This is a genomic window from Catenovulum sp. 2E275 (genome assembly GCF_025515275.1).
Classification (GTDB): domain Bacteria; phylum Pseudomonadota; class Gammaproteobacteria; order Enterobacterales; family Alteromonadaceae; genus Catenovulum.
On the sequence record NZ_JAOPFU010000010.1, the window covers coordinates 18,759 to 41,243 of the forward strand.

Annotated in this window: 22 protein-coding genes; 18 read left to right on the top strand and 4 right to left on the bottom strand. The window is 39.1% G+C overall.

Translation table 11 applies throughout. From position 1 onward, the window contains the following. The first annotated feature begins 79 nt into the window (after positions 1 to 79). The 4 genes from N7931_RS07245 to lnt are packed head-to-tail and all read left to right on the top strand — an operon-like array spanning position 80 to position 4,132. Positions 80 to 1,132 (top strand): PhoH family protein, encoded by a 1,053-nt coding sequence (locus N7931_RS07245; protein WP_262793007.1) that lies wholly within the window; start codon positions 80 to 82, stop codon positions 1,130 to 1,132. Beyond that, on the top strand, positions 1,122 to 1,613 hold the full coding sequence (gene ybeY / locus N7931_RS07250) for an rRNA maturation RNase YbeY (RefSeq protein WP_262793008.1): 492 nt from the start codon (positions 1,122 to 1,124) through the stop codon (positions 1,611 to 1,613). Before N7931_RS07245 ends, ybeY begins: the two co-directional genes overlap by 11 nt. Before the next feature lie 21 nt (positions 1,614 to 1,634). Next, the gene (corC, locus tag N7931_RS07255; RefSeq protein ID WP_262793009.1) at positions 1,635 to 2,513 is read left to right on the top strand and encodes a CNNM family magnesium/cobalt transport protein CorC; all 879 of its coding nucleotides are present in this window, start codon (positions 1,635 to 1,637) and stop codon (positions 2,511 to 2,513) included. Next, positions 2,510 to 4,132: an apolipoprotein N-acyltransferase gene (lnt, locus tag N7931_RS07260; protein WP_262793010.1), complete on the top strand. Its 1,623-nt coding sequence runs from the start codon at positions 2,510 to 2,512 to the stop codon at positions 4,130 to 4,132. The genes corC and lnt overlap by 4 nt, the downstream gene beginning before the upstream one ends. Before the next feature lie 122 nt (positions 4,133 to 4,254). On the opposite strand, the gene N7931_RS07265 is transcribed toward lnt, so the two are convergent. Both N7931_RS07265 and N7931_RS07270 read right to left on the bottom strand, forming a co-directional pair. After that, complete coding sequence (locus N7931_RS07265) at positions 4,255 to 5,934, bottom strand: methyl-accepting chemotaxis protein (protein WP_262793011.1); 1,680 nt, start codon at positions 5,932 to 5,934, stop codon at positions 4,255 to 4,257. Between the two features lie 91 nt (positions 5,935 to 6,025). Then, positions 6,026 to 6,508 carry a zinc ribbon-containing protein gene (locus tag N7931_RS07270; RefSeq protein ID WP_262793012.1) on the bottom strand — a complete coding sequence of 161 codons (483 nt, stop codon included), beginning with the start codon at positions 6,506 to 6,508 and terminating at the stop codon, positions 6,026 to 6,028. A gap of 242 nt (positions 6,509 to 6,750) precedes the next feature. On the opposite strand from N7931_RS07270, the gene leuS reads away from it, so the two are divergent. From leuS to lipA, 13 genes are all read left to right on the top strand, one after another. Continuing rightward, positions 6,751 to 9,354 (top strand): leucine--tRNA ligase, encoded by a 2,604-nt coding sequence (gene leuS, locus N7931_RS07275; protein ID WP_262793013.1) that lies wholly within the window; start codon positions 6,751 to 6,753, stop codon positions 9,352 to 9,354. 56 nt (positions 9,355 to 9,410) lie between these two features. Then, a complete protein-coding gene (gene lptE, locus N7931_RS07280; RefSeq protein WP_262793014.1) occupies positions 9,411 to 9,863 on the top strand; it encodes an LPS assembly lipoprotein LptE in 453 nt (150 codons plus the stop codon). After that, positions 9,863 to 10,912, top strand: a complete 1,050-nt coding sequence (holA, locus tag N7931_RS07285; RefSeq protein WP_262793015.1) for a DNA polymerase III subunit delta — start codon at positions 9,863 to 9,865, stop codon at positions 10,910 to 10,912. Before lptE ends, holA begins: the two co-directional genes overlap by 1 nt. Positions 10,913 to 10,918: 6 nt before the next feature. Then, the gene (nadD, locus tag N7931_RS07290; RefSeq protein ID WP_262793016.1) at positions 10,919 to 11,557 is read left to right on the top strand and encodes a nicotinate-nucleotide adenylyltransferase; all 639 of its coding nucleotides are present in this window, start codon (positions 10,919 to 10,921) and stop codon (positions 11,555 to 11,557) included. Between the two features lie 34 nt (positions 11,558 to 11,591). Next, positions 11,592 to 11,912, top strand: coding sequence for a ribosome silencing factor (gene rsfS, locus N7931_RS07295; protein WP_262793017.1), 321 nt, complete (start codon positions 11,592 to 11,594; stop codon positions 11,910 to 11,912). Continuing rightward, entirely contained in the window at positions 11,909 to 12,379 is a 471-nt protein-coding gene (gene rlmH, locus N7931_RS07300) for a 23S rRNA (pseudouridine(1915)-N(3))-methyltransferase RlmH (RefSeq protein WP_262793018.1), read from the top strand. The genes rsfS and rlmH overlap by 4 nt, the downstream gene beginning before the upstream one ends. Before the next feature lie 3 nt (positions 12,380 to 12,382). Next, positions 12,383 to 14,260 (top strand): penicillin-binding protein 2, encoded by a 1,878-nt coding sequence (gene mrdA / locus N7931_RS07305; protein ID WP_262793019.1) that lies wholly within the window; start codon positions 12,383 to 12,385, stop codon positions 14,258 to 14,260. Next, positions 14,257 to 15,366 carry a rod shape-determining protein RodA gene (gene rodA / locus N7931_RS07310; protein WP_262793020.1) on the top strand — a complete coding sequence of 370 codons (1,110 nt, stop codon included), beginning with the start codon at positions 14,257 to 14,259 and terminating at the stop codon, positions 15,364 to 15,366. Before mrdA ends, rodA begins: the two co-directional genes overlap by 4 nt. Positions 15,367 to 15,380: 14 nt before the next feature. Beyond that, entirely contained in the window at positions 15,381 to 16,172 is a 792-nt protein-coding gene (locus N7931_RS07315) for a septal ring lytic transglycosylase RlpA family protein (RefSeq protein WP_316250570.1), read from the top strand. A 131-nt stretch (positions 16,173 to 16,303) separates the two neighbouring features. Next, a complete protein-coding gene (locus N7931_RS07320) occupies positions 16,304 to 17,455 on the top strand; it encodes a serine hydrolase (protein ID WP_262793022.1) in 1,152 nt (383 codons plus the stop codon). A 224-nt stretch (positions 17,456 to 17,679) separates the two neighbouring features. After that, entirely contained in the window at positions 17,680 to 17,943 is a 264-nt protein-coding gene (gene ybeD / locus N7931_RS07325) for a DUF493 family protein YbeD (RefSeq protein ID WP_262793024.1), read from the top strand. A gap of 91 nt (positions 17,944 to 18,034) precedes the next feature. Continuing rightward, positions 18,035 to 18,622: a lipoyl(octanoyl) transferase LipB gene (gene lipB / locus N7931_RS07330; protein ID WP_410369342.1), complete on the top strand. Its 588-nt coding sequence runs from the start codon at positions 18,035 to 18,037 to the stop codon at positions 18,620 to 18,622. Further along, positions 18,615 to 19,580, top strand: coding sequence for a lipoyl synthase (lipA, locus tag N7931_RS07335; protein WP_262793025.1), 966 nt, complete (start codon positions 18,615 to 18,617; stop codon positions 19,578 to 19,580). Before lipB ends, lipA begins: the two co-directional genes overlap by 8 nt. 154 nt (positions 19,581 to 19,734) lie before the next feature. On the opposite strand, the gene N7931_RS07340 is transcribed toward lipA, so the two are convergent. Then, positions 19,735 to 20,073, bottom strand: coding sequence for an FKBP-type peptidyl-prolyl cis-trans isomerase (locus N7931_RS07340; RefSeq protein ID WP_262793026.1), 339 nt, complete (start codon positions 20,071 to 20,073; stop codon positions 19,735 to 19,737). Between the two features lie 227 nt (positions 20,074 to 20,300). Here N7931_RS07340 and N7931_RS07345 point away from each other — a divergent pair, with 227 nt between their 5' ends. Next, a complete protein-coding gene (locus tag N7931_RS07345; RefSeq protein WP_262793027.1) occupies positions 20,301 to 21,590 on the top strand; it encodes an NAD(P)/FAD-dependent oxidoreductase in 1,290 nt (429 codons plus the stop codon). Positions 21,591 to 21,650: 60 nt separating this feature from the next. Here N7931_RS07345 and N7931_RS07350 read toward each other — a convergent pair whose 3' ends face one another. Beyond that, a complete protein-coding gene (locus N7931_RS07350; protein WP_262793028.1) occupies positions 21,651 to 22,451 on the bottom strand; it encodes a DUF1080 domain-containing protein in 801 nt (266 codons plus the stop codon). Between the last annotated feature and the right edge of the window lie 34 nt (positions 22,452 to 22,485).

The following is a 22,485-nucleotide window of genomic DNA, read 5'->3' on the forward strand; positions in this document are numbered from 1 at the left end:
TAAAAATAAAACTTGCACAACAAAACCTTTTTTTATTATGTTGTGCAGGTTTAGTTTACTAATTTGAGGATTTTGTTTTTTGAGTAGCCAAATTGAGTCGCTAGAAATATTTCTTGAACCTGCCGATCGTTTCCGCCTAGCCAGTTTATGTGGTCCTTTTGATGATAATTTAAAAATGATTGAACGCCGTTTAGGGGTTGAATTAAATTATCGTGACAATGCTTTTAAAATTACCGGTAAACCGCAGATTAATTTAGCGGTTGCTGAGTTATTGCATAAACTTTATGTTGAAACTCAAGTGGTTAAAGGTAAAGCGAGCGAACTTGAATCGGAAAAGGTTCATCTGGCTATTCAGGAATTAAGAGTGCTTGAGCAGCTTAATGACGATAGCGAAATAGGTAAAGAAGCATTTATTAAAACCAAACGTGGTGTTATCAAACCGCGTAACCCAAACCAGAGTAAATACGTTAATCAAATTTTAAATAACGATATTAGCTTTGGGGTTGGTCCGGCTGGTACTGGTAAAACTTATTTAGCGGTAGCTTGTGCGGTTGATGCGTTAGAGCGTCAGGAAGTGCGCCGGATTTTATTAACGCGTCCGGCTGTTGAAGCTGGCGAAAAATTAGGTTTTTTACCGGGCGATTTAAGCCAAAAAGTCGATCCCTATTTGCGCCCTTTATACGATGCTTTGTTTGAAATGCTTGGTTTTGAAAAAGTTGAGCGTTTAATTGAGCGTAGTGTCATTGAAATTGCACCGCTGGCTTATATGCGTGGCCGTACCTTAAACGATGCTTTTATTATTTTAGATGAAAGCCAAAATACGACGGTTGAACAAATGAAAATGTTTTTAACCCGTATTGGTTTTAACTCTAAAGCGGTTATTACTGGTGATATTACTCAGGTTGATTTACCGAAAGGGCAAAAATCTGGTTTGCGCCACGCAATTGATGTATTGAGCGATGTGGAAGATATTAGCTTTAACTTTTTCCGCTCGCACGATGTTGTTCGTCATCCTGTTGTGCAACGAGTTGTTGATGCTTACGAGCGCTGGGATGAAATTCAGGAAAGAGAAAAAATAGAAAAAGAGCGTATTCGCCGCCAACAATCCGAGAATCCTGCTAATGACAGTTGATGTATCGGGGATTTTTCTCGAACTGGATTTACAACATGCTTATCAAGGCGATGTGCCTGCTCTGGCGGAATTTATCCGTTGGGCGCAAGCTGCGCTGGTTGAGCGGGGCGATTCGCCAACTGAGTTGTCAATTCGGGTTGTTGAATTAGCAGAAAGCCAAAGCTTAAATCACGAATACCGTGGAAAAGATAAACCAACCAATGTACTATCTTTTCCGTTTGAAAATCCGCCCGGTTTAACTTTACCTTTAATTGGTGATTTGGTTATTTGTGCGGATGTGGTAAAACAGGAAGCTGCTGAACAAAATAAACCTGAAATAGCGCATTGGGCGCACATGGTTGTTCACGGTTGTTTGCATTTACTTGGCTATGATCATATTGAAGATGATGAAGCCGAAATAATGGAAAGCATGGAAACGCGTATTTTGTTGCAATTAGGGTTTGACGATCCTTATAAAGCGGAACAAACTACAGATTCTTGATTAAAAGAGAATATATTTTATATGAGCGAAGATAATCCTCACTCTAGTAACGGCTCTTCAGGCAAATCATGGTTAGATAAAATTGGCCAGATGTTCACCGGGGAGCCGAAAAATCGTGAAGAATTACACGAAGTTTTTGAAGAAGCCGCTGAACGCGCACTAATAGATAACGACACCAAAGAGATGATTGATGGTGTTTTAGACATAGCAGAAATGCGTGTGCGCGATATTATGATCCCCCGATCTCAAATGGTGACGATTGAACAATCGCAGCCAGTTGAAGAGTTTTTACCTATTATGATCGAGTCTGCACATAGCCGTTTTCCGGTGATTTGTGAAGATAAAGACCATGTAGAAGGTATTTTGCTCGCCAAAGATTTATTAGCTTATGTTTACCACAATGGCTTTGAAAACTTTAGTTTTGCTGAGCTGTTACGCCCTGCGGTGGTGATCCCTGAAAGTAAACGTCTCGATATTTTGCTAAAAGATTTCCGCAAAGAAAGATACCACATGGCCATTGTGATCGATGAATTTGGTAATGTCTCTGGCTTGGTCACGATTGAGGATATTCTTGAGCTGATTGTGGGCGAAATAGAAGATGAACATGACATTATTGAGCCGGAAGATATTCGCCGGGTAACCCGTTATGTTTATGCGGTTAATGCCTTAACCGAAATTGCTGAATTTAATGAGTATTTTAAAACTGAATGGAAAGCCGATGATATTGACACCATTGGCGGTTTAGTGACTCAGGCATTCGGACATTTACCTGCTAAAGGTGAGTCGATTGATGTTTATGGTTATCAATTTAAAGTGGTGAGCTGTGATGGCCGCCGGATTAACCAGTTGCAAATGACTTTACCTAAAGAAGACTCAGAAGATAAAGGTATTCTGGGTTGACCTCAATTAATGCAAAACGAGTGAGTTTTGGCCTGTTTTTGGCCGGTTGTTTAAGCTCGTTTGCATTTGCCCCTTTTAATTATTTCTGGCTGGTTTATTTATTATTTCCTTTATTGATTAGCTGTTGCTTTAGAGCCAATCAACAAAGTGCAAACCGCCATGCTTTTGCTTTTTCGTTAGGCTGGTTTTGCTCTGGGGTTAGTTGGATTTATGTCAGTTTAGATCAATATGGTGATGTGCCGTTAATTGGCTCAATTGCCATGATTGGTGCTTTGGCTGCCTATTTATCTTTATATTTTACTGCGGCAATTGCCCTTAGCCGGTTTTTAACCCGTTATTCCCGCTTTGCGATTTTTACATTACCAGCAAGCTGGACTTTTTTTGAATGGCTGCGCAGTTTTGTTTTAACCGGTTTTCCTTGGTTATCGGTTGGTTATAGCCAGATTGATTCACCATTTGCATCGCTCGCACCTTATATCGGAGAGGTTGGGATCAGCTTTGTGCTGATTTTATTATCCTGCTTACTCAGCGTTATTTTATTTCCACATATTCTTAATCCTAAGTTTTCTGAAACCGGTGAGCCTGCTTTGGCTGAGCGGCAAAGCCACTTTTTTAAACATATTAGGTTAAATCGGGCAAGCAAAGCGGTTAGTGCTTTTTTACTGATTTTATTCGTTAGTTGTTTATTTCCTTACCCTAATTATCCGCAGCCTGAAAAACAGGTGAAACTCGCTTTAGTGCAGGGCAATGTTGCGCAGGAAAATCGCTGGAATCCAGATTATTTATGGCCAGTTATGCTTAAATACCAGGATTTAAGCCGTCCAATTTATGCAGAATCTGATATTGTGATTTGGCCAGAAGCCGCAGTACCCGCAGTAGAACCAGCTGCTCAAGATTATTTAATTAATTTGGATAAAGCCGCAGCGTTTAATCATACTGCGGTGGTTACCGGTATTATTAATTATGAATATTATACCAAGGCGTATTACAACAGCGTAATTGTGCTGGGTAATCAAAATGGTGAAGATAATATGGCCGGACACTATCAGTATGGTCATAGTAACCGTTATAACAAACATCATTTATTGCCTATTGGTGAGTTTATTCCATTTGAAGATTGGCTAAGAGGCATTGCGCCAATTTTCGATTTGCCGTTTTCATCTTTTAATCGGGGTGATTATATTCAGCCAGATTTAGTTGCTAACGGTTTTCACATGACCACAGCTTTATGCTATGAGATTGTTTTTCCTCGGCAAATTAGAGCTAACTTAAAACCTAATACTGATTTTATTTTAACTTTGAGTAACGATGCTTGGTTTGGATCCTCTCACGGGCCGCATCAGCATTTAGAAATTGCACAAATGCGTGCACTTGAAATGGGGCTGCCTGTTGTAAGAGTAACCAATAATGGCATAACCGCGGTGATTGATCATTTAGGGCAAATTAAAACAGTTGCACCACAATTTTCTGAGCAAGTTTTAAAATATCAACTTGAGCTAGTTAATTATCCAACCTTATATCGTCAGTATGGTGATAAACCAGTCTATTGGATGGCAATCATTTTATTTGGCCTAAGCTTAGCGCCAACCAGTTTTAGAAATCGTAAATTAACTGCCTAAAATATAAGCTAATTGGCTAGTTATACTAGGTTGGGGAGTTTGTTATCCTTTATAACCAACTGTCACCAATCCATATTGGTGACAGTTAATAACCAGATAAGTAAAGGCTAATCGCTGCGGGATTAATGTTTTAATTTAAATTTTTTCACTTCCAGATTTAAGTTTTCAGCGAGTCTTGCAAGCTCAGTTGCCGATGAAGAGATTAACTCAGTTTGTTGATGTGAATGTTCACTGGTATCTCTTATTGCAGTTAAACGCTCAGCAATATCGTCTGTAACTTGTGCTTGTTCTTCCGATGCGGTGGCTATGGTGCGGTTAACATCTGATATTTGTTTAACCTGCTGGCTAATATCGCTTAGCATTCGGCCGACTCGTTCTGAATTTTTAACCGCATCTTGAACGCTTTGATCGCTGCTTCTGATTCGCTCAGTGACCGACTGGCTGGCATTTTGTAGCGTATTAATTTTATCTTTAATTTCAATAGTTGAACTTTGGGTTCGGCTGGCAAGGGTTCGTACTTCATCGGCTACCACGGCAAAACCGCGTCCTTGTTCACCTGCGCGCGCCGCTTCAATTGCTGCATTGAGCGCTAATAAATTGGTTTGCTCGGCAATATTACTGATAACATTTAAAATGACCGCCACTTCGTTTACTGAGTTTTCAAGTTCAGTTAATTTAGCAATGGAATCAGTTAAAATTTGGGCAACATCTTCAACTGAGCGAATGCCCTGATTAACTACTGTTAAGCCTTCCTGAGTAAACTCATCGGCCTCACTTGCACTTTGTGAAGCTTGGATACAGTTATGTGAAACTTCTTTTACTGCAGTTGAATTTTCATAAACCGAGCTGGATATAACTTCAATGGCCTGATTTTGTTGCTCGTTAAGCGAGCGGGCTTCGGCGGAAATTTGATCTAATTCTGTTGCCGCAACCTGAGCTTGCTGGGCTTGTTGATTAATTTTATTTAATAGGTTAGATAAACGTTCAACCATAGTGTTAAAACTGGCTGAGAGTTGCGCTATTTCATCTTTACCTGAGTGTTGGATATATCGAGTTAAATCACCATTAGCGATTTTTTGTGCTTCATCAACCAGTTGAGAGGTAGTTTTAATAACGCGTTTTTCTAACTGAATATAGCAGGTTACTAAGATCACTATAATTACTAGTACTAAAAACAAACTAGAGTAGCTGAAATTAGTAACATTTTTGTTATTACGAGTAACTTGCTCAAGGCTTTTTTGAGCAATACTTTCTAAAAACTTATCTACAGGCTCAACTATTTTTTGGGCTTCAGCGGTATAATTTTGGCCTGTAACCAGAGTGATTGCATTTATCCATTGAGCTTGCTCTGAAGGGGTTAGGCTGGCGGGATTTTTACCTGAAAAATGTTCGACTAAGGCAAATGCTTTTTCTTCAGTATTAATTAAATCCATGGACAATTGATTGGACTCGGTTAATAAAGCTAGATCTGTAGGACTTACTTCCAATTCTTTAAGTCTCTCTATATAGCTTAATTTCCTCCCATCTAGCCAAGTTTTCAGACCATCTATTTGTTCTACTAATGAGTAATATTGTTTTTTATATTCAGGGTTTAGAGTAACTACATATTGGCGGGCAAAGTTAGTTAATTGTGCAGAATTAACTGCTGATAATTGGGCAAGATGGCTCAAATCATACCTGTTTTGAGCCGCTTGTTGGCTACTCATTAATCCATTTTTTAACAGCACGATAATAATTAATAAGCAGATAGAAATCGTTATGGCAATGCCAAAGACACTTCTTAACATTAAGCGAATTGTCATAGGGTTTGTTCCTTAAATGGATTCAAAGCTATGCTAGCTTAATAAATATAAACTGCATTTTTAAATGTTAACAGTAGCATGTGAAAATAATTTAAGGGGCGATAGCACGACGTTTAAACTCTGTATGTTGGCAGTTAAAACAAGGATGAATTTTTTGAGCATGGTTTATTATTAGTTTTTCACCACACTTTAGACAAATTAACTCACCAAAGCCGACTTCTTCGCCTGCTTTGTATACCCCCTTGTGAGCTGTATCTGAACTAAACTCGCGCCACTCAATTTGGGTTTTATCTGTCATTTCTGCCAAAGTTTGCCAAACTTGGTCTTTAACTGATAAATAATAAGGGGACTCATTAGAATCCCGCTGATAACTATCATAAAAACTGGCTAAATCCCGTTTTAAATAAAATAAACTGTGTTGTAAGGATTCTTTATGGACCTCGACCCCAGTTTCTATCCAATCCTGTAGTAAATCCATACCTTGCGCAATTGAGCGGGTTTCTGATTCACTGGCCTGTTTTAGCCAGCTTGAAAATTCATCCAATAAAGTTTGATATTTACTTGGTTTGCTCATATTTACTCCTTAACTTGGCAAAATTAAGCTTAAATTGAATATTTTTTATAATATTCAGTATAGATTAGTATTTGTGTATTGGCGTCTTGATTGCGGGTAAGTTATCCTATGCACCAGTTAGTATTATCTATATACCAGATGAAAAAATTATTTAAGTTTTATCTGGTTTGTTATAAATAGTTGAGACTATTTAGGCAGTTTCAAGCCCAGTTTCAAGTAAAAGTGAATTCGGATCTAAGTGAATGCAAGAACAATATAACCCGCAGGAAATTGAAGCCAAAGTTCAACAATATTGGCAAGACAATAAAGTATTTGAAGTAAAAGCAGACGATAGCAAAGAAAAATTTTATTGTTTATCCATGTTCCCTTACCCAAGTGGTAAGCTGCACATGGGTCACGTGCGTAACTACACCATTGGCGATGTAGTTAGCCGTTATCAAAGAATGCTTGGCAAAAATGTTATGCAACCTATGGGTTGGGATTCATTTGGTTTACCTGCTGAAAACGCCGCAATTAATAACAATACTGCACCGGCAAAGTGGACTTACTCTAATATCGATTACATGAAAAACCAGTTAAAACAACTCGGTTTTGGTTACGACTGGTCTCGTGAATTAGCAACTTGTACTCCTGAATATTACCGTTGGGAACAATGGTTATTTACTAAACTTTTTGAAAAAGGTTTAGTGTATAAAAAAATGTCGACAGTTAACTGGGATCCGGTTGACCAAACTGTGTTAGCAAACGAACAAGTTATTGACGGCAAAGGCTGGCGCTCGGGTGCAACGGTTGAGCAAAAAGAAATTCCGCAGTGGTTTATTAAAATTACCGATTATGCACAGGAATTGTTAGACGATTTAGACAAATTAGAAGGCTGGCCTGAGCAGGTTAAAGCCATGCAGCGTAACTGGATTGGCCGCTCAGAAGGGATTGAAATTGATTTTGAGATCCCGGCAACTGAAACCAACCAAGCTGAAACCTTTACCGTTTATACCACTCGCCCAGATACATTAATGGGGGTGACTTATGTGGCATTGGCTGCGCAACATCCGTTATCTCTAGCCGCAGCGGCAAATAATCCGCAACTGGCTGACTTTATTCAAAAGTGTAAAAATGCCAAAACCGCAGAAGCTGATATTGCGACTATGGAAAAGTTAGGCATGGATACCGGGTTGAGAGCAAAACACCCGATTACTGGCGAAGAAGTTCAGGTTTGGGCTGCTAACTTTGTATTAATGGATTATGGTACAGGTGCGGTTATGTCAGTACCTGCACATGATCAACGCGATTTTGAATTTGCACAAAAATATAATTTACCCATTAAACAAGTGATTCAGCCTGCTAAAGGTTCGGAGCTTGAAATTGATTTAACAACTGCTGCATTTACTGAAAAAGGTGAATTAGTTAACTCAGGTGAATTTGATGGTTTAGCTTTTGATGCTGCATTTAAAGCAATTGCCGCTAAATTAGAAAGCCTAGGTAAAGGTAAAGTCACGGTTAATTTCCGTTTACGTGACTGGGGTGTTTCGCGTCAACGTTATTGGGGCGCACCTATTCCAATGTTAAATCTTGAAAATGGTGAAGCTGTACCAGTACCGGAAGATCAATTACCTGTTGTATTACCGGAAGATGTGGTTATGAATGGTGTAACCTCGCCAATTAAAGCTGATCCTGAGTGGGCAAAAACAGAATATAACGGCCAGCCAGCATTTAGAGAAACAGATACATTTGATACCTTTATGGAATCAAGTTGGTATTACGCGCGTTACTGCTCACCTCAAACCGACGATAAAATGCTTGATCCAACCGAAGCGAATTATTGGTTACCGGTTGATCAGTATGTAGGTGGGATTGAACACGCTATTTTGCATTTATTGTATTCACGTTTTTTCCATAAATTATTGCGTGATGTTGGTTTAGTTAAATCAGATGAGCCATTTGACCGTTTATTGTGTCAGGGCATGGTGCTGGCGGATACTTTTTATCGTGAAGATGAATCTGGTGCCAAAACTTGGTATTCACCAGCTGATGTTGATATTGAATATGATGATAAAGGCAAAATCAGCAAAGCAATTTATAAAAACGATGGCTTACCGGTAGAAAACGCTGGTATGGGCAAAATGTCCAAGTCAAAAAATAACGGGATCGACCCGCAAACTGTAATCAATCAATATGGTGCGGATACGGTTCGTTTATTTATGATGTTTACTGCGCCACCAGAGCAAACTTTAGAATGGGTTGACTCAGGTGTTGAAGGTTCAAATCGCTTTTTACGTAAATTATGGCGCGCGGTGAATGAGCATTTAGCCGCTGGCGAAATTACTGAGCTAGATTTAGCTAACTTAACCGCAGAGCAAAAAACATTGCGCCGCGAATTACATAAAACGATTGAAAAAGTGACAGACGATGTAGGCCGTCGCCAAACGTTTAATACGGCGATTGCTGCTATTATGGAATTTATGAACCGCTTGGTGAAATTTAATCCACAATCAGCGCAGGACAATGCTCTAGTACGTGAAGCCTTAAACTCAGTGGTTTTATTATTAACGCCAATTACACCGCATGTTTGTCATCAGTTATGGCAAGAGTTAGGTAACCAAAGCCCAATTGAAACAACTCGCTGGCCGGTTGCTGATAAAGCCGCTTTAGTTGAAGATGAAAAACTGATTGTTGTACAGGTAAACGGTAAATTACGTGCAAAATTCAGTGTCGCTGCTGATGCTTCAAAAGAAGATGTTGAAGCGCAGGCAATGTCTGATGAAAACGTAACACGTTTTACCGATGGCAAAACCGTGCGTAAAGTGATTTATGTACCGGGCAAATTATTAAATATTGTCGCTAATTAATGATCCTATTTAAGTATTTTAACCAGCTAACCAAACTCAGTTTATTGAGTTTGGTTATGTTTGCTTTAACTGCTTGTGGCTTTCAGCTTAGAGGCAGCTATGCAGTTCCGCCTCAAATGCAGTTTATCTGTTTTGATGATGGCGGCAAATATGAGTTGGGAAGAGCGCTAAAACAGCGTTTAATCCACAGTAAAGTTAGTTTGATTGATGATCCGTCCAGTTGTGTATCGCTAAGCATTGTTGAAACTCAAATTGATCGTCAGGTTCTATCTTTATTCCCCAATGCTCAGGTTGCCGAATACGAGCTAAATTTTTTAGTTAAATATAAAGTTCAAAACCCGAATGAAGAAACCGCACGCGTTTTTACCGCACAGGTTGTGCGGGATTATCAGGATGATCCAGAAGCTGTATTAGCTAAATCTAAAGAAATGAAAATTTTGTTGGCCGAGCTTAGACGCCAAGCCGCCGAACAAATCGTATTGCAACTTGCCTCACTGGATAACAGGTAATGCGCGTTTATTTTAATCAGTTATCACAACAGCTTACTAAACCTTTACCCAATTTAATTTTATTATTTGGTGACGAGCCTTACCAGCAACAGGCTGCACTGGATCAAATTCGAGCTTGTTGCACAGCTCAGCAAATTGAAGAGCGCATTGTTTTTCAGGCGGATGATAAATTTAACTGGCAGCAGATTATGGATGAAGCTCAAAGCTTGTCTTTATTTGCCAGCCGTAAACTGATTGAAGTTGAATTACCCAGTGCCAAACCCGGCCGTAATGGCAGCACTTTTTTACAAGAGTGGATGCAACTAAATGATAATGAACATACTTTATTATTGTGGGGCGGTAAATTAGGCGCAGATCAAACCAAAAGTAAATGGTTTAAAAGCATAGAGCCAGCCAGTTGGTTTATTCCGGTTTATGATATAGACAGACAAAATTTGCCGGGCTGGTTTAATCAACAATGCCAGCAGCATCAAGTACAGTTAACGCCGGACGCCTTACATTTAGTGTGTGATTTATTTGAAGGCAACTTGTTAAGCGGTGCGCAGGAAATTAGCCGTTTAGCGCTTATTTATCCTAATCAGCAAATAGATGCAGAGCAAATAAAAGCAGTCGCATCTGACCAGTCACGCTTTACCGTTTTTCAGTTGGCAGATGATTTATTAAATAATCACAGAGAAAAAGTGGTGCAAATTTTAACCCGTTTGCAAGGGGAAGATCTTGAACCTGTGATTGTGACTTGGTTATTGCAGCGTGAAGCTGAAACCTTAGCCCAACTGACAATTGCCAATAATCAACAAGCTTTTGATGCTGAATGTAAAAAGCTCAGAGTTTGGGATAACCGCAAGGGTTTATATCGTCAGGCACTTAACCGGCTGAATTTGTCGATGATAGAGCAAATTTTAAAAGCGATAGGGCAGTTTGAGGTGGAATATAAATCTCATGGTTTATTAAACCCTTATATTCAACTGGCGCATATTTGTGCGTTATTTTCCGGTGAGCCTAAACTATTTAATTTTAATCAAATAATGTTAGCGCACGAGCCAGATTAAGCGGTTATGTATCCTTTAGAATTATATTTTGGTGGTACATTTAATCCTATTCATCATGGCCATTTACAAGTCGCGTTAGAAATAAGCGAGCAGCTTAGTGCCAACACCGTTTATTTACTGCCTAATTATTTACCGCCTCATAAAGCATCGCCGGATGTAAGCGCAGACCACCGCGCTAAAATGTGTCAATTGGCTTGTCAGATAGATAATAAATTTAAGCTCGATAGCCGAGAGTTAAATTCAAACGGAACTTCTTATACCATAGCCACCCTAAAGCAGCTACGCAGTGAAAAGCCGGATATTTCTTTGTGCTTTTTAATTGGAATGGATTCACTACAAACGCTGGATACTTGGCGTGAATGGCAATCATTAACCGATCATGCACATTTGGTAGTGGCTGCAAGAGGGGGTTATCAGGCTGAATTTAATGCGGATATTAAAGCATTTTTACAACAACATCAGACTTTAAATTATCAGGATTTGAGTCAACAAAAATCCGGTTTGGTGTATTTAACACAAACCAGCGAGCTAATGATATCGGCCAGCCAAATCAGAGCGCGTTATCAAAATAAACAAAATTGTTTGTGTTTGCTGCCGAGCGCGGTAAATGAATATATAATGCACAATCATCTTTATCAAAGATGAGTGATTTAACCAGTAACAAAGAGAGTAACCCCTTTTGCAAAGCGAAGAAATTAAAAATTTTATTACTGAAAAAGTAGATGATATGAAAGCTCGTGATATTGTTGAGCTGGATTTAAAAGACAAATCTAATTTTACCGACACTATGTTAGTGTGTTCGGGCAATTCAAAGCAGCATGTGCGTTCAATTGCGCAATACGTTGCGACCGAAGCTAAACACGCAGGTCATCAACCTTTAGGAATTGAAGGTGAAGAATATGGTGAGTGGGCGTTAGTTGATTTTGGCTCTGTAGTTTTGCATGTGATGACAGACGAGCAGCGTGAACATTATCAACTGGAAAAACTCTGGCAGGCATGAAAATTCAGTTAATCGCCGTAGGCCAAAAAATGCCAGGCTGGGTTGAGCAAGGTTTTACTGAATACCAAAAGCGATTTGTGCGCGATTTTTCTCTGGAACTGGTTGAAATTCCGGCCGGTAAACGTGGAAAAAATGCAGATGTTAAACGCATTTTAGAAAAAGAAGGCGAGCAAATGTTAGCGGCTGTTGGTAAAGGCAATCGCATTGTGACGCTTGAAGTCACTGGTAAAGCGTGGACATCTCCCCAATTAGCTGAACAAATGCAAGCATGGCAATTGGATGGCCGTGATGTTAGTTTATTAGTTGGCGGGCCGGAAGGATTAGCGCCAGCTTGTATTGCTGCATCTGAACAAAAATGGTCATTGTCGGCATTAACTTTGCCTCATCCTATGGTGCGAATTATTGTAGCTGAAAGTTTGTATCGTGGCTGGAGTATTAACCAAAACCACCCGTACCACAGGGAATAATTCATGCTGAACTGGCGCAAACGAGTTGCAATTAGGGATCATTTAGCAGAGGCGAACCTGTTTTTAAGGCGAACCATTGTTGCGCTGGTCATTGTGTTGGTTTTAATTGGTAGCTTGGTAAAAAACCTGTATCACTTGCAGGTGGATAAATATCAGGATTATCAAACAAGGGCGGATGGCAACCGAATTAAAGTGCAGCCTTTAGCGCCAAACCGTGGATTAATTTATGACAGGTTTGGACGTATTCTCGCTGAAAACTCACCATTTTATAGTTTGGAGGTTGTGCCTGAAGAAGTAAATAATATGGATAACTTAATAGTAGAACTGAGCCAGCTAATAGAGCTAGACCAAGATACTATTGAAGATTTTAAGAAAAATGTAGCTCAACAAAGGCGCAAATTTAAGCCCGTTACTTTAAAGTCGCAGTTAACTGAAGAAGAAACTGCAATTTTATCTGTTAATCAGCATGATTTACCGGGCGCTTATATTGAAGCTCGGCTTAAAAGATATTATCCCTATAAAGACCTAACAACTCATGCAATTGGCTACGTAGCCAAAATTAACCAGCAAGATGCTGACAACCTAGAACTTGAAGGCAAAAGCGCCAATTACGAAGGTACTTTAGATATTGGGAAGTTGGGCGTTGAAAAATATTATGAAAGTATTCTGCATGGTCAAGTGGGTTATCAAGAAGTTGAAGTAAACAATCGTGGACGTACTATTCGAACATTATCGCAGCAGCCCCCAAAACCTGGGCAAGACCTAGTTTTAAATTTAGACATTGATATGCAACAACTGGCTAAAGACGCCCTGGGCGAACGACGAGGTGCTATTGTTGTCTTAGATGCGAAAGATAATGGTATTTTAGCTTTGTATAGCAACCCTAGTTATGATCCAAACTTATTTGTGCATGGCATTAGCAGTAAAAATTACAAAGCACTGTTGGATAATAAAAGTCGGCCATTAATTAACCGTACAACTCAAGGTCGCTATCCCCCAGCTTCTACTATTAAGCCGCATTTAGGTTTATTGGGGCTGGAAGAAAACTTAGTGACTACCAAAACTCGCATTTGGGATCCGGGGTATTATCAAATTAAAGGGATTGAACATAAGTACCGGGATTGGAAAACATGGGGACATGGTTGGGTTGATATTTACCGGGCGATAGAAGAATCGTGTGATGTTTATTATTACGATTTAGCGGTTCGTTTAGGAATGGATAAAATCTCTGACTTTATGACTCAGTTTGGTTTTGGAGAATTAACTGGGGTTGATATATATGAAGAAACCAGTGCGACTATGCCATCTCGCGAATGGAAATATGGGCGGTTTCGTCAGCCTTGGTATGCTGGCGATACAGTTTCTATCGGTATTGGACAAGGATATTGGACAACAACCCCATTGCAATTGGCGACCAGCGTAAGTGTATTGGCAAATGAAGGTATTCATTATGAACCTAAATTATTAAAAGCAACCCAAAATGAAACTGGAGTTTTGCCTGTACCTGCACAGGATAGACCGCCCATTCAAATAAATAATACGACTAACTGGCAAGTGATTAAAACAGCCATGCAAGGTGTAGTTGAAAAAGTGACAGGATCGGGACATAAAGCTTATCAAGGTGTGGAGTATCATGCTGCAGGTAAAACCGGTACTGCACAGGTTATCGGGATTGCGCAGGATGAAGAGTATGATGCAGAAAAAATCGCCGAGAAATATCGAGATAATGCATTGTTTGTTGGTTTTGCTCCGGTTGATGAACCAAAAATAGCTGTTGCAGTGGTGATTGAAAATGTCGGTGGTGGTGGTAAAAATGCTGCACCAGTTGCTAGAACTATGATGGATTACTATTTTGCACACTACGAAGAGGCCAAGCCATGAGTGCGGAAGTTGGTAGAAAGCCTAATATCTGGCAAAAAATTCATATAGACCGGCCTTTATTAGCTGGTTTATTAACATTGAGCATAGTTGGCTTATTTATTATTTATAGTGCATCAGGACAAGATTGGGATTTAATTATTCGCCAGCTAACTCGATTAGGAATTTCATTAGGGGTTATGTTTGCTATTGCTCAAGTTCCGCCATCTTTTTATCAAAGGTGGGCTGTGCCCTTTTTTATTATCGGATGTGCTTTATTAGTTGGGGTGTTAGTTTTTGGGGTAATAGGCAAGGGCGCAAGGCGCTGGATTGATATTGGGGTAACCCGGATTCAACCCTCTGAAATTATGAAACTTGCAGTGCCTATTATGATTGCTTGGTTTATTGCCCGTAAACCCCTACCGCCTAAAATTGGATATTCTTTATTTGGACTTGCATTAATAATCATCCCAACATTACTAATTGCTAAGCAACCAGATCTAGGGACTTCTTTATTAATTGCAACTTCGGGTTTGTTTGTTATTTTTTTATCCGGTCTGAGTTGGCGATTAATTAGTGGCTTTGTTGTTGCTATGCCTGCTGTAGGCGCTGCTCTTTGGTTTTTTTATATGCATGATTATCAAAAAAACCGTGTTCTGACGTTTTTAAACCCTGAATCTGATCCTTTAGGCGCTGGTTATCATATTATTCAATCTAAAATTGCAATTGGTTCTGGTGGGTTATGGGGTAAAGGTTGGTTACAAGGGACGCAGTCACAATTAGAGTTTTTACCAGAGCGACATACAGATTTTATTTTTGCAGTATTTTCAGAAGAGTTTGGCTTATTTGGCATTTTGGCTTTACTTTCAATTTATTTATATATAGTGCTGCGCGGTATGGTTATTTCTGTGAGGGCGCAAGATGCATTTAGCCGTTTATTAGCTGGCAGTATCACACTGACATTTTTTGTTTATGTATTTGTGAATATGGGCATGGTCTCCGGCATTTTACCCGTTGTTGGTGTACCTTTGCCTTTAGTTAGTTATGGTGGTACATCTATGATAACTTTGATGGCTGGTTTTGGCATTTTGATGGCAATTAGTACACAAAGAAAAGTATTTACCAGTTAATGTTTGAGTCAGGTATGAAAATATCGGTTAACAGTTTATTTGGCGTGTTGTTGATTGCTGGATTAAATGGGTGTGGATCAACCCCTAAAAACCCAAATGATGGTCGTTATCATATATCTCAGGATATAGCACCGGACAGGTTGCCTCAGGATCACGAAATGATAGATCCGACCCCTATTTATGAAGTGCCAAGCCGCGGTGGTAATAAAGATTATCAGGTGCTTGGTAAGCATTATAAAGTGCTTAAAACGTCAGAAGGGTTTAGTGAAGAGGGAGTTGCGTCTTGGTATGGCAAAAAGTTTCATGGCCATTTAACCTCTAATGGCGAAACTTACGATATGTTTGCCATGAGCGCCGCACATAAAACTTTGCCTCTGCCCACTTATGTTAAAGTCACCAACCTTGCTAATAATAAACAAGCTATTGTGAGAGTAAATGACAGAGGGCCGTTTCACGATGGCCGAATTATCGATTTATCTTACGCGGCCGCTTTTAAATTAGGGGTTACTAAATCCGGCACTGCAAAAGTAAAAATTGAAGCTTTGCATTCAGCGCCGGGGTTTTATGTAGAAGTTGAAAATGCACAGCAACAGGCCGAGTTATCAGATAAATCTGCCGCGATTGCTGCTTTGTTTCAAATTCCAACCAAAGTCATTGAATCGAGTGGGGCATTTAGGTTAATTGCCGGGCCGTTAACCGAGCAAAGTCAGGCGATGGATTTGGTGAATAACTTAAATCAGTCTGGTTATCCGCAAGCAAAAATTTATCAGCCGAAACAAAATCTATTGCAACTAAATCCAAATTAAAGGCTCTATGATATAGATCTATTTCTCATAATTTGGATTTGCACTGTGAATCAAATCTGAACTTGTTATAATCAGCGAATAGTGCCACGAGAGTGGATAAAATTAAAATCAGTTAACTTATAAGAATGAATATGAAAATCCTCAATACTTTATTTTCTGTCGCTTCTGCCTCTTTACTTCTTGTTCATTTCCAATCTGCGGCGGTTACGCCAACCCCACCGAAAGTCAATGCTAAAGGCCATATCTTAATTGACTACAATACGGGTTATGTTATTTCAGAAGAAAATGCAGATATGCAATTAAATCCGGCATCATTAACCAAAATGATGACCAGTTACGTGATTGGTTTAGAAATTAAAGCAGGTAATGTTAAACCTACGGATTTAGTGACAGTTAGTGAAAATGCTTGGGCAAAAAACTTCCCTGAATCATCAAAAATGTTTATTGAAGTGGGTAAACAAATTCCGGTAGAAGATTTAAACCGCGGGATAATTATTCAGTCTGGTAATGATGCTTGTGTCGCAATGGCTGAGCATATCGCTGGTACAGAGGGAGCATTTGCGTCATTGATGAATGCACATGCTGAAAAGCTAGGAATGACTCAAAGTCATTTTGAAAATAGCCACGGTTTAACCGCATCTGATCACTACACAACGCCTCGTGACATGTCAAAACTAGCGGTTGCTTTAATTCGTGATGTGCCAGACGAATATGCGATTTATAAAGAAAAATCATTCACCTATAACGGAATTAAACAATACAACCGTAATAGCTTGTTATGGGATAAAAGTTTAGATGTGGATGGTATTAAAACCGGCCATACCGAAGCGGCGGGTTATAGCTTAATTACCTCTGCAACTAAAGGTGATATGCGTTTGGTTTCTGTGGTAATGGGTACTGAATCAGAGCGTGCTCGTAAAGAAGAAAATAAAAAATTACTCAATTATGGTTTCCGCTTTTTTGAAACCATTACACCGTATGAAGCCGGTACTAAGTTTGCAGACCAGCAAGTTTGGATGGGCGCTCAAGATACAGTTCAGTTAGGTATTGCGCAAGATACTATGATCACCATTGCGCGTGGTCAGCGCAAAAACTTAAAGGCAAATATTCAGCTGGATCAAGAGCTAATTGCACCTATTCAAAAAGGCACTGTGGTGGGTAAGTTATTTTTACAGGTTGAAGGCGAAGATGTTGCACAATATCCTTTAGTTGCGCTAGAAAGCGTAGAAGAAGGCGGTATGTTCAGCAAAGCAATCGACTATATTAAAATGCAGTTAAAATAAGTTTTATTTTATACAAATCAATAAAAGCGCAGTTAGTTTATCTGAACTGCGCTTTTGTTTTTTTAATCCTGCCAGAATTTTTATATAATACCCCATCGTTTATTTTGCTAATCACAGAGTTCAGCTTGTTTATAGTGGTTATAACCGAAAGCCGCTTTAAATCACCTCTTAGTTCAGCAAAATTTCAAGTATGATGTTTGTTCACGATAGCTTGTGTGAGTGTTATGAAAACCAAATTTGATGAATTATTAGAGTTTCCTTGTCAGTTTCCGTTTAAAGTTTTAGGGCTGGCAGATGATAAATTAATGGATAAAGTTGTGACTGTGGTACAGCAGCATGCGCCGGGTGATTATCGCCCAACGTCCAAACCAAGTGGTAAAGGAAACTTTCAATCAGTCACCATTACCATTCAGGCACAAAGTAAAGAGCAGCTCGAAACTTTGTATAAAGCCTTGGCTGAAATTGATACCGTACGTATGGTTATGTAGGCAATAACCTGAGGTTGCTATTTTGGAAACAACTCAACAACTTATAGTTCGACAGTTAGGTGTTCGCCCTTACGAGTCAACCTTGCAACTGATGCAGGATTTTACTCAACAAAGAGACGATAACACAGCGGATGAACTTTGGTGGGTGGAACATCCCAGCGTATTTACTCAGGGACAAGCCGGAAAAGCTGAGCATGTTTTAATGCCGGGTGATATTCCAGTGGTGAAAGCCGACCGTGGTGGTCAGGTCACTTATCACGGGCCAGGGCAATTAGTGGGTTATACACTCATTAATATTCGCCGAAAAGGCATTGGCGTACGCCAGCTTGTAAGCATTATTGAAAACAGCATAGTCAATATTTTAACGCCTTTTTCAATTAACGCTTACCCTAAGCCGGACGCGCCTGGTGTTTATGTTGATAATTGCAAAATAGCTTCATTAGGATTAAGAATTAGACGCGGTTGTTCTTTTCATGGCTTAGCTTTAAATATTAATATGGATTTATCGCCTTTTTTGCGAATTAACCCTTGTGGTTATCAGGGATTGAAAATGACTCAAACCAGTCAATTAAATGGCCCTCATACCGTGATGGAAGCCAGCCAGTTACTGACCGAAGAATTTAAAAAGCAACTTGCGTATCAAGAGATTGTTGAACAGGTAGGATTTAATAATGAATAAACCAGCACGCCCTGAAGCCGGCGTAAAAATGCGTGACCAAGATAAAATGCGCTTAATTCCGGTACAAATTATTCCCACTGAAAAGTCGGAAATGTTGCGTAAGCCGGATTGGATTAAAATTAAATTACCGCCAACAACTGAAAAAATCGATCACATTAAAAAAACCATGCGTAAAAATGGTTTACATTCAGTGTGTGAAGAAGCATCTTGCCCTAATTTAGCTGAGTGTTTTAACCACGGCACAGCTACATTTATGATTTTAGGCGATATTTGTACACGTCGTTGTCCGTTTTGTGATGTTGCGCATGGTCGCCCGCTAGAACCGGATGCTGATGAGCCAGAAAAGCTAGGTAAAACTATAGGTGAAATGGGTCTTAAATATGTGGTGATCACCTCGGTAGACAGAGACGATTTACGGGATGGTGGCGCACAGCATTTTGTTGATTGTATTGATGCGATCCGTAAATACAGCCCAGAGATTAAAATTGAAGTTTTAGTACCGGACTTTCGTGGCCGAATGGATGTTGCGCTGGAAATATTAAATACCAGCCCACCAGATGTATTTAATCATAATTTAGAAACTGCACCTCGTTTATATAAAATGGCGCGCCCAGGTGCTAATTATAAATGGTCGTTAGAGTTATTACGTAAGTTTAAAGAAGCTAACCCAGATGTGCCGACTAAATCAGGTTTAATGATGGGCATGGGCGAGACTAACGAAGAAATTATTGAAGTATTAAAAGACCTGCGTGAACATAATGTGGATATGCTCACGCTTGGGCAATACTTACAACCGTCAAAACACCATTTACCGGTTAAGCGCTATGTTCACCCAAGTGAATTTGATGAATTAGGTAAAATTGCTGATGGTTTAGGCTTTAGCCACGCCGCCAGTGGTCCTATGGTGCGCTCAAGTTATCATGCTGATAAACAGGCTGCCGGTGAAGAAGTTAAATAACCACTAGAAAACGAAATTAAACTAACGGCCAGTCAATTTAAAGCTTTAACTAACTTCTTTTCCAGAGTTGAGGTTAAATAACCATTTTTAAGCTTTTGTTTTAGTTTAAAAGTCCGGGAAAGCCCCGGACTTTTAATTTCTTAACTCGTTTGAGTTAATCGTCTCTGGTTAATACTTCTAATAACTCTATTTCAAAACTTAAATCTGAATTAGGCGGAATTTTATCGCCAATTTGGCGTTCGCCATAAGCTAATTCTGCCGGTACTTCGAGTTTACGTTTGCCGCCTACTTTCATCCCGATAATGCCTTGATCCCAGCCTTTAATAACCCGGCCTGTGCCAATAACACATTGGAAAGCCTGACCTTTATCGTACGATGAATCAAATTGAGTGCCATCAGCTAAACAGCCGCGGTAATGAGTGGTAATAAGCGCCCCTTTTACTGCTGTTTTACCATCGCCTAGTTCGATATCTGTAATTTTTAACTCTGCCATTTTTTAACCTTAAATTTGTATCTAATTTGTTGATAATGATAAAGGTTTTTTATTCAGGTTTAAAACTTTTATGACGATTCAGGCTTTATTTAATTTATATGCAAGCGTTAATTGCAGTTAGTTCTGAGTTGATGCAAGATAGCTTGCACAGGTTATTTTTCTTTATATCTAAGCGTTTTATTTGTTTAGATTGTTTAGGTATAAAACTTTAAAATTTGAGGATTATCATGGCTAAACAAATTGTTATTGTGGGTGGTGGCGCTGGTGGTTTAGAGCTGGCAACTCAGCTTGGTAATAAATACAAAAATAACGCATCGGTTGATGTTTTATTGTTAGATAAATACCCGTTTCATATTTGGAAACCTTTGTATCATGAAGTGGCAACTGGCTCTTTAGATGTGGATATGGATGGTGTCGATTTTCGAGCCCATGCTGCTAACAATCATTTTGAGTTTCAGCTAGGTGAATTAAAAGGTTTAGATAGAGAAAGCCAAACTGTTCAGCTTGAAGCCATTTTTAGCAAAACCGGTGAAGAGATTGTACCCGAGCGAGAAATTCATTACGATTATTTGGTATTGGCGATTGGCTCTATTACTAATGATTTTGGCACTCCGGGCGTTAAAGAGCATTGTTTAACTTTAGATACGACCAGTCAGGCAGAAAAATTCCACCAAAAAATTCTTAATGAGTTTTTAAAAATAAAAGTCTCCGATGGCAATGATCCGCTTAAAATTGCTATTGTAGGCGCGGGTGCAACCGGAGTTGAATTATCGGCTGAGCTTTATAAAGTCACTGATTTATTAAAAGTATATGGGTTTAAAAACGTAAATCGTCACTCTATCCAAGTCACTATTATTGAAGCATCTGACCGTATTTTGGGCGCATTACCTGAGCGAATTTCTGATTCTGCGAGTAAAATTTTAACTCAGTTAGGGGTTGAGCTTAAAACCAAAACTATGGTTAAACAGGTAATGGCTGACGGAGTATTGATTAATGATGATCAAAAGTTGGATGCGAATATTACCGTTTGGTGTGCAGGGGTTAAAGGGGCAGATGTACTTAAAAATATTGGCGGATTAAATACCAATAAAATTAATCAGATTGTTGTTAACCCTTATATGCAATCGGATGAAGATGAACATATTTTTGCTTTGGGTGATTGTGCGAGTTTTAAACAAAAAGATGGCAGCTTTGTGCCGCCAAGAGCACAATCGGCGCACCAAATGGCAAAAACAGTCAGTCAGAATATTCAAAATTTAATTGCTGAAAAACCACTGGTTGAGTTTGTTTATAAAGATAAAGGCTCATTGGTTTCGTTTGCTGATTATACCTCTGTTGGGTTTTTATCCAGCGTGACCAATAAAAAAGTATTTGTTGAAGGTTCTATTGCCCGGCATTTATATATTTCTTTATATCGTTTACACCAAGCCGCGTTGCATGGATATTTAAAAATGTTGCTATTAATGCTGGTTGGCAGAATTAACCGCAGGCTCAGACCTTTATTAAAACTGCATTAATTGTAAAAACGTATAATAAAGCCGACTGAAAATGCCGGCTTTTATTTTATTGATTTAGCTCTATAACGCTTTAATTTTTATATTTTTAAATTCGACCGGCTGGCCTTCACTCTGAAAACCAATATAACCGGATGTTAATACCGTCATTTGTTGCCAAATGGCGGGATCTTCACCCTGAATCAAATCATCTTTGGTCGCAAATGGGCTGGCATATTCCAGTACGATTTCCCCGTTAATGATTTGCGTAATTTTACCGTGATTAACAATTAGTTCAGCGCTTACCCATTGATCCATCGGATAAGTTTTTGAGTTGGAATTTAAACAATGTCCAGGATAAATTTTATCCTGATATATAATATCGGTTCCCGGTGAACACATATTTCCGGTTGGTCTGGCTTGGCCGGGAGTCAGTTCTGCCAATAATTGCATTTCAACTGAAATTGGCCAGTTTTGTTGTTGCTGGATAGAGTCTGGCGACTGGCTATAAAACATCACTCCACTATTACGTTTAGCATAGCTTGGCGCGCTTTTTAAAAACTCACCGCTAAACTTATAATCAAATTTTAAATGAAAATTATCAAATGGCTGGTTATAAAAAATATGCCCAAAGCGTTGATTAAAATCTGTATATTGATCGTAACGAACAGCTAGAGTTTTGTCCTCTACCCTAAATGTATCAGCATAGTTTTCACCGGTTTTATGGTGATTAATTTTCACAGTCCAGTTATCTAAATTTTTACCATTAAATAACTCAATCCAATCAGCATTGGTTGAGTTATTTAGATTATTGGCACAAGCAGATAATTGGCTGGTTAAAATTAAGGCGCTTAAAATGCTGGTTAAAGACTTAAATTTATTCATTTTTATATCCTTTATAAACCCTAGCTGGCTTTTT

Bases quoted from the DNA above. Each gene is read 5' to 3' on its own strand.
- ybeY (WP_262793008.1), top strand. From the start codon at position 1,122: ATGACAGTTGATGTATCGGGGATTTTTCTCGAACTGGATTTACAACAT.
- corC (WP_262793009.1), top strand. From the start codon at position 1,635: ATGAGCGAAGATAATCCTCACTCTAGTAACGGCTCTTCAGGCAAATCA.
- N7931_RS07265 (WP_262793011.1), bottom strand. From the start codon at position 5,934: ATGACAATTCGCTTAATGTTAAGAAGTGTCTTTGGCATTGCCATAACG.
- N7931_RS07270 (WP_262793012.1), bottom strand. From the start codon at position 6,508: ATGAGCAAACCAAGTAAATATCAAACTTTATTGGATGAATTTTCAAGC.
- leuS (WP_262793013.1), top strand. From the start codon at position 6,751: ATGCAAGAACAATATAACCCGCAGGAAATTGAAGCCAAAGTTCAACAA.
- lptE (WP_262793014.1), top strand. From the start codon at position 9,411: ATGTTTGCTTTAACTGCTTGTGGCTTTCAGCTTAGAGGCAGCTATGCA.
- holA (WP_262793015.1), top strand. From the start codon at position 9,863: ATGCGCGTTTATTTTAATCAGTTATCACAACAGCTTACTAAACCTTTA.
- nadD (WP_262793016.1), top strand. From the start codon at position 10,919: ATGTATCCTTTAGAATTATATTTTGGTGGTACATTTAATCCTATTCAT.
- rlmH (WP_262793018.1), top strand. From the start codon at position 11,909: ATGAAAATTCAGTTAATCGCCGTAGGCCAAAAAATGCCAGGCTGGGTT.
- mrdA (WP_262793019.1), top strand. From the start codon at position 12,383: ATGCTGAACTGGCGCAAACGAGTTGCAATTAGGGATCATTTAGCAGAG.
- rodA (WP_262793020.1), top strand. From the start codon at position 14,257: ATGAGTGCGGAAGTTGGTAGAAAGCCTAATATCTGGCAAAAAATTCAT.
- N7931_RS07315 (WP_316250570.1), top strand. From the start codon at position 15,381: ATGAAAATATCGGTTAACAGTTTATTTGGCGTGTTGTTGATTGCTGGA.
- N7931_RS07320 (WP_262793022.1), top strand. From the start codon at position 16,304: ATGAAAATCCTCAATACTTTATTTTCTGTCGCTTCTGCCTCTTTACTT.
- ybeD (WP_262793024.1), top strand. From the start codon at position 17,680: ATGAAAACCAAATTTGATGAATTATTAGAGTTTCCTTGTCAGTTTCCG.
- lipB (WP_410369342.1), top strand. From the start codon at position 18,035: ATGCAGGATTTTACTCAACAAAGAGACGATAACACAGCGGATGAACTT.
- lipA (WP_262793025.1), top strand. From the start codon at position 18,615: ATGAATAAACCAGCACGCCCTGAAGCCGGCGTAAAAATGCGTGACCAA.
- N7931_RS07340 (WP_262793026.1), bottom strand. From the start codon at position 20,073: ATGGCAGAGTTAAAAATTACAGATATCGAACTAGGCGATGGTAAAACA.
- N7931_RS07345 (WP_262793027.1), top strand. From the start codon at position 20,301: ATGGCTAAACAAATTGTTATTGTGGGTGGTGGCGCTGGTGGTTTAGAG.
- N7931_RS07350 (WP_262793028.1), bottom strand. From the start codon at position 22,451: ATGAATAAATTTAAGTCTTTAACCAGCATTTTAAGCGCCTTAATTTTA.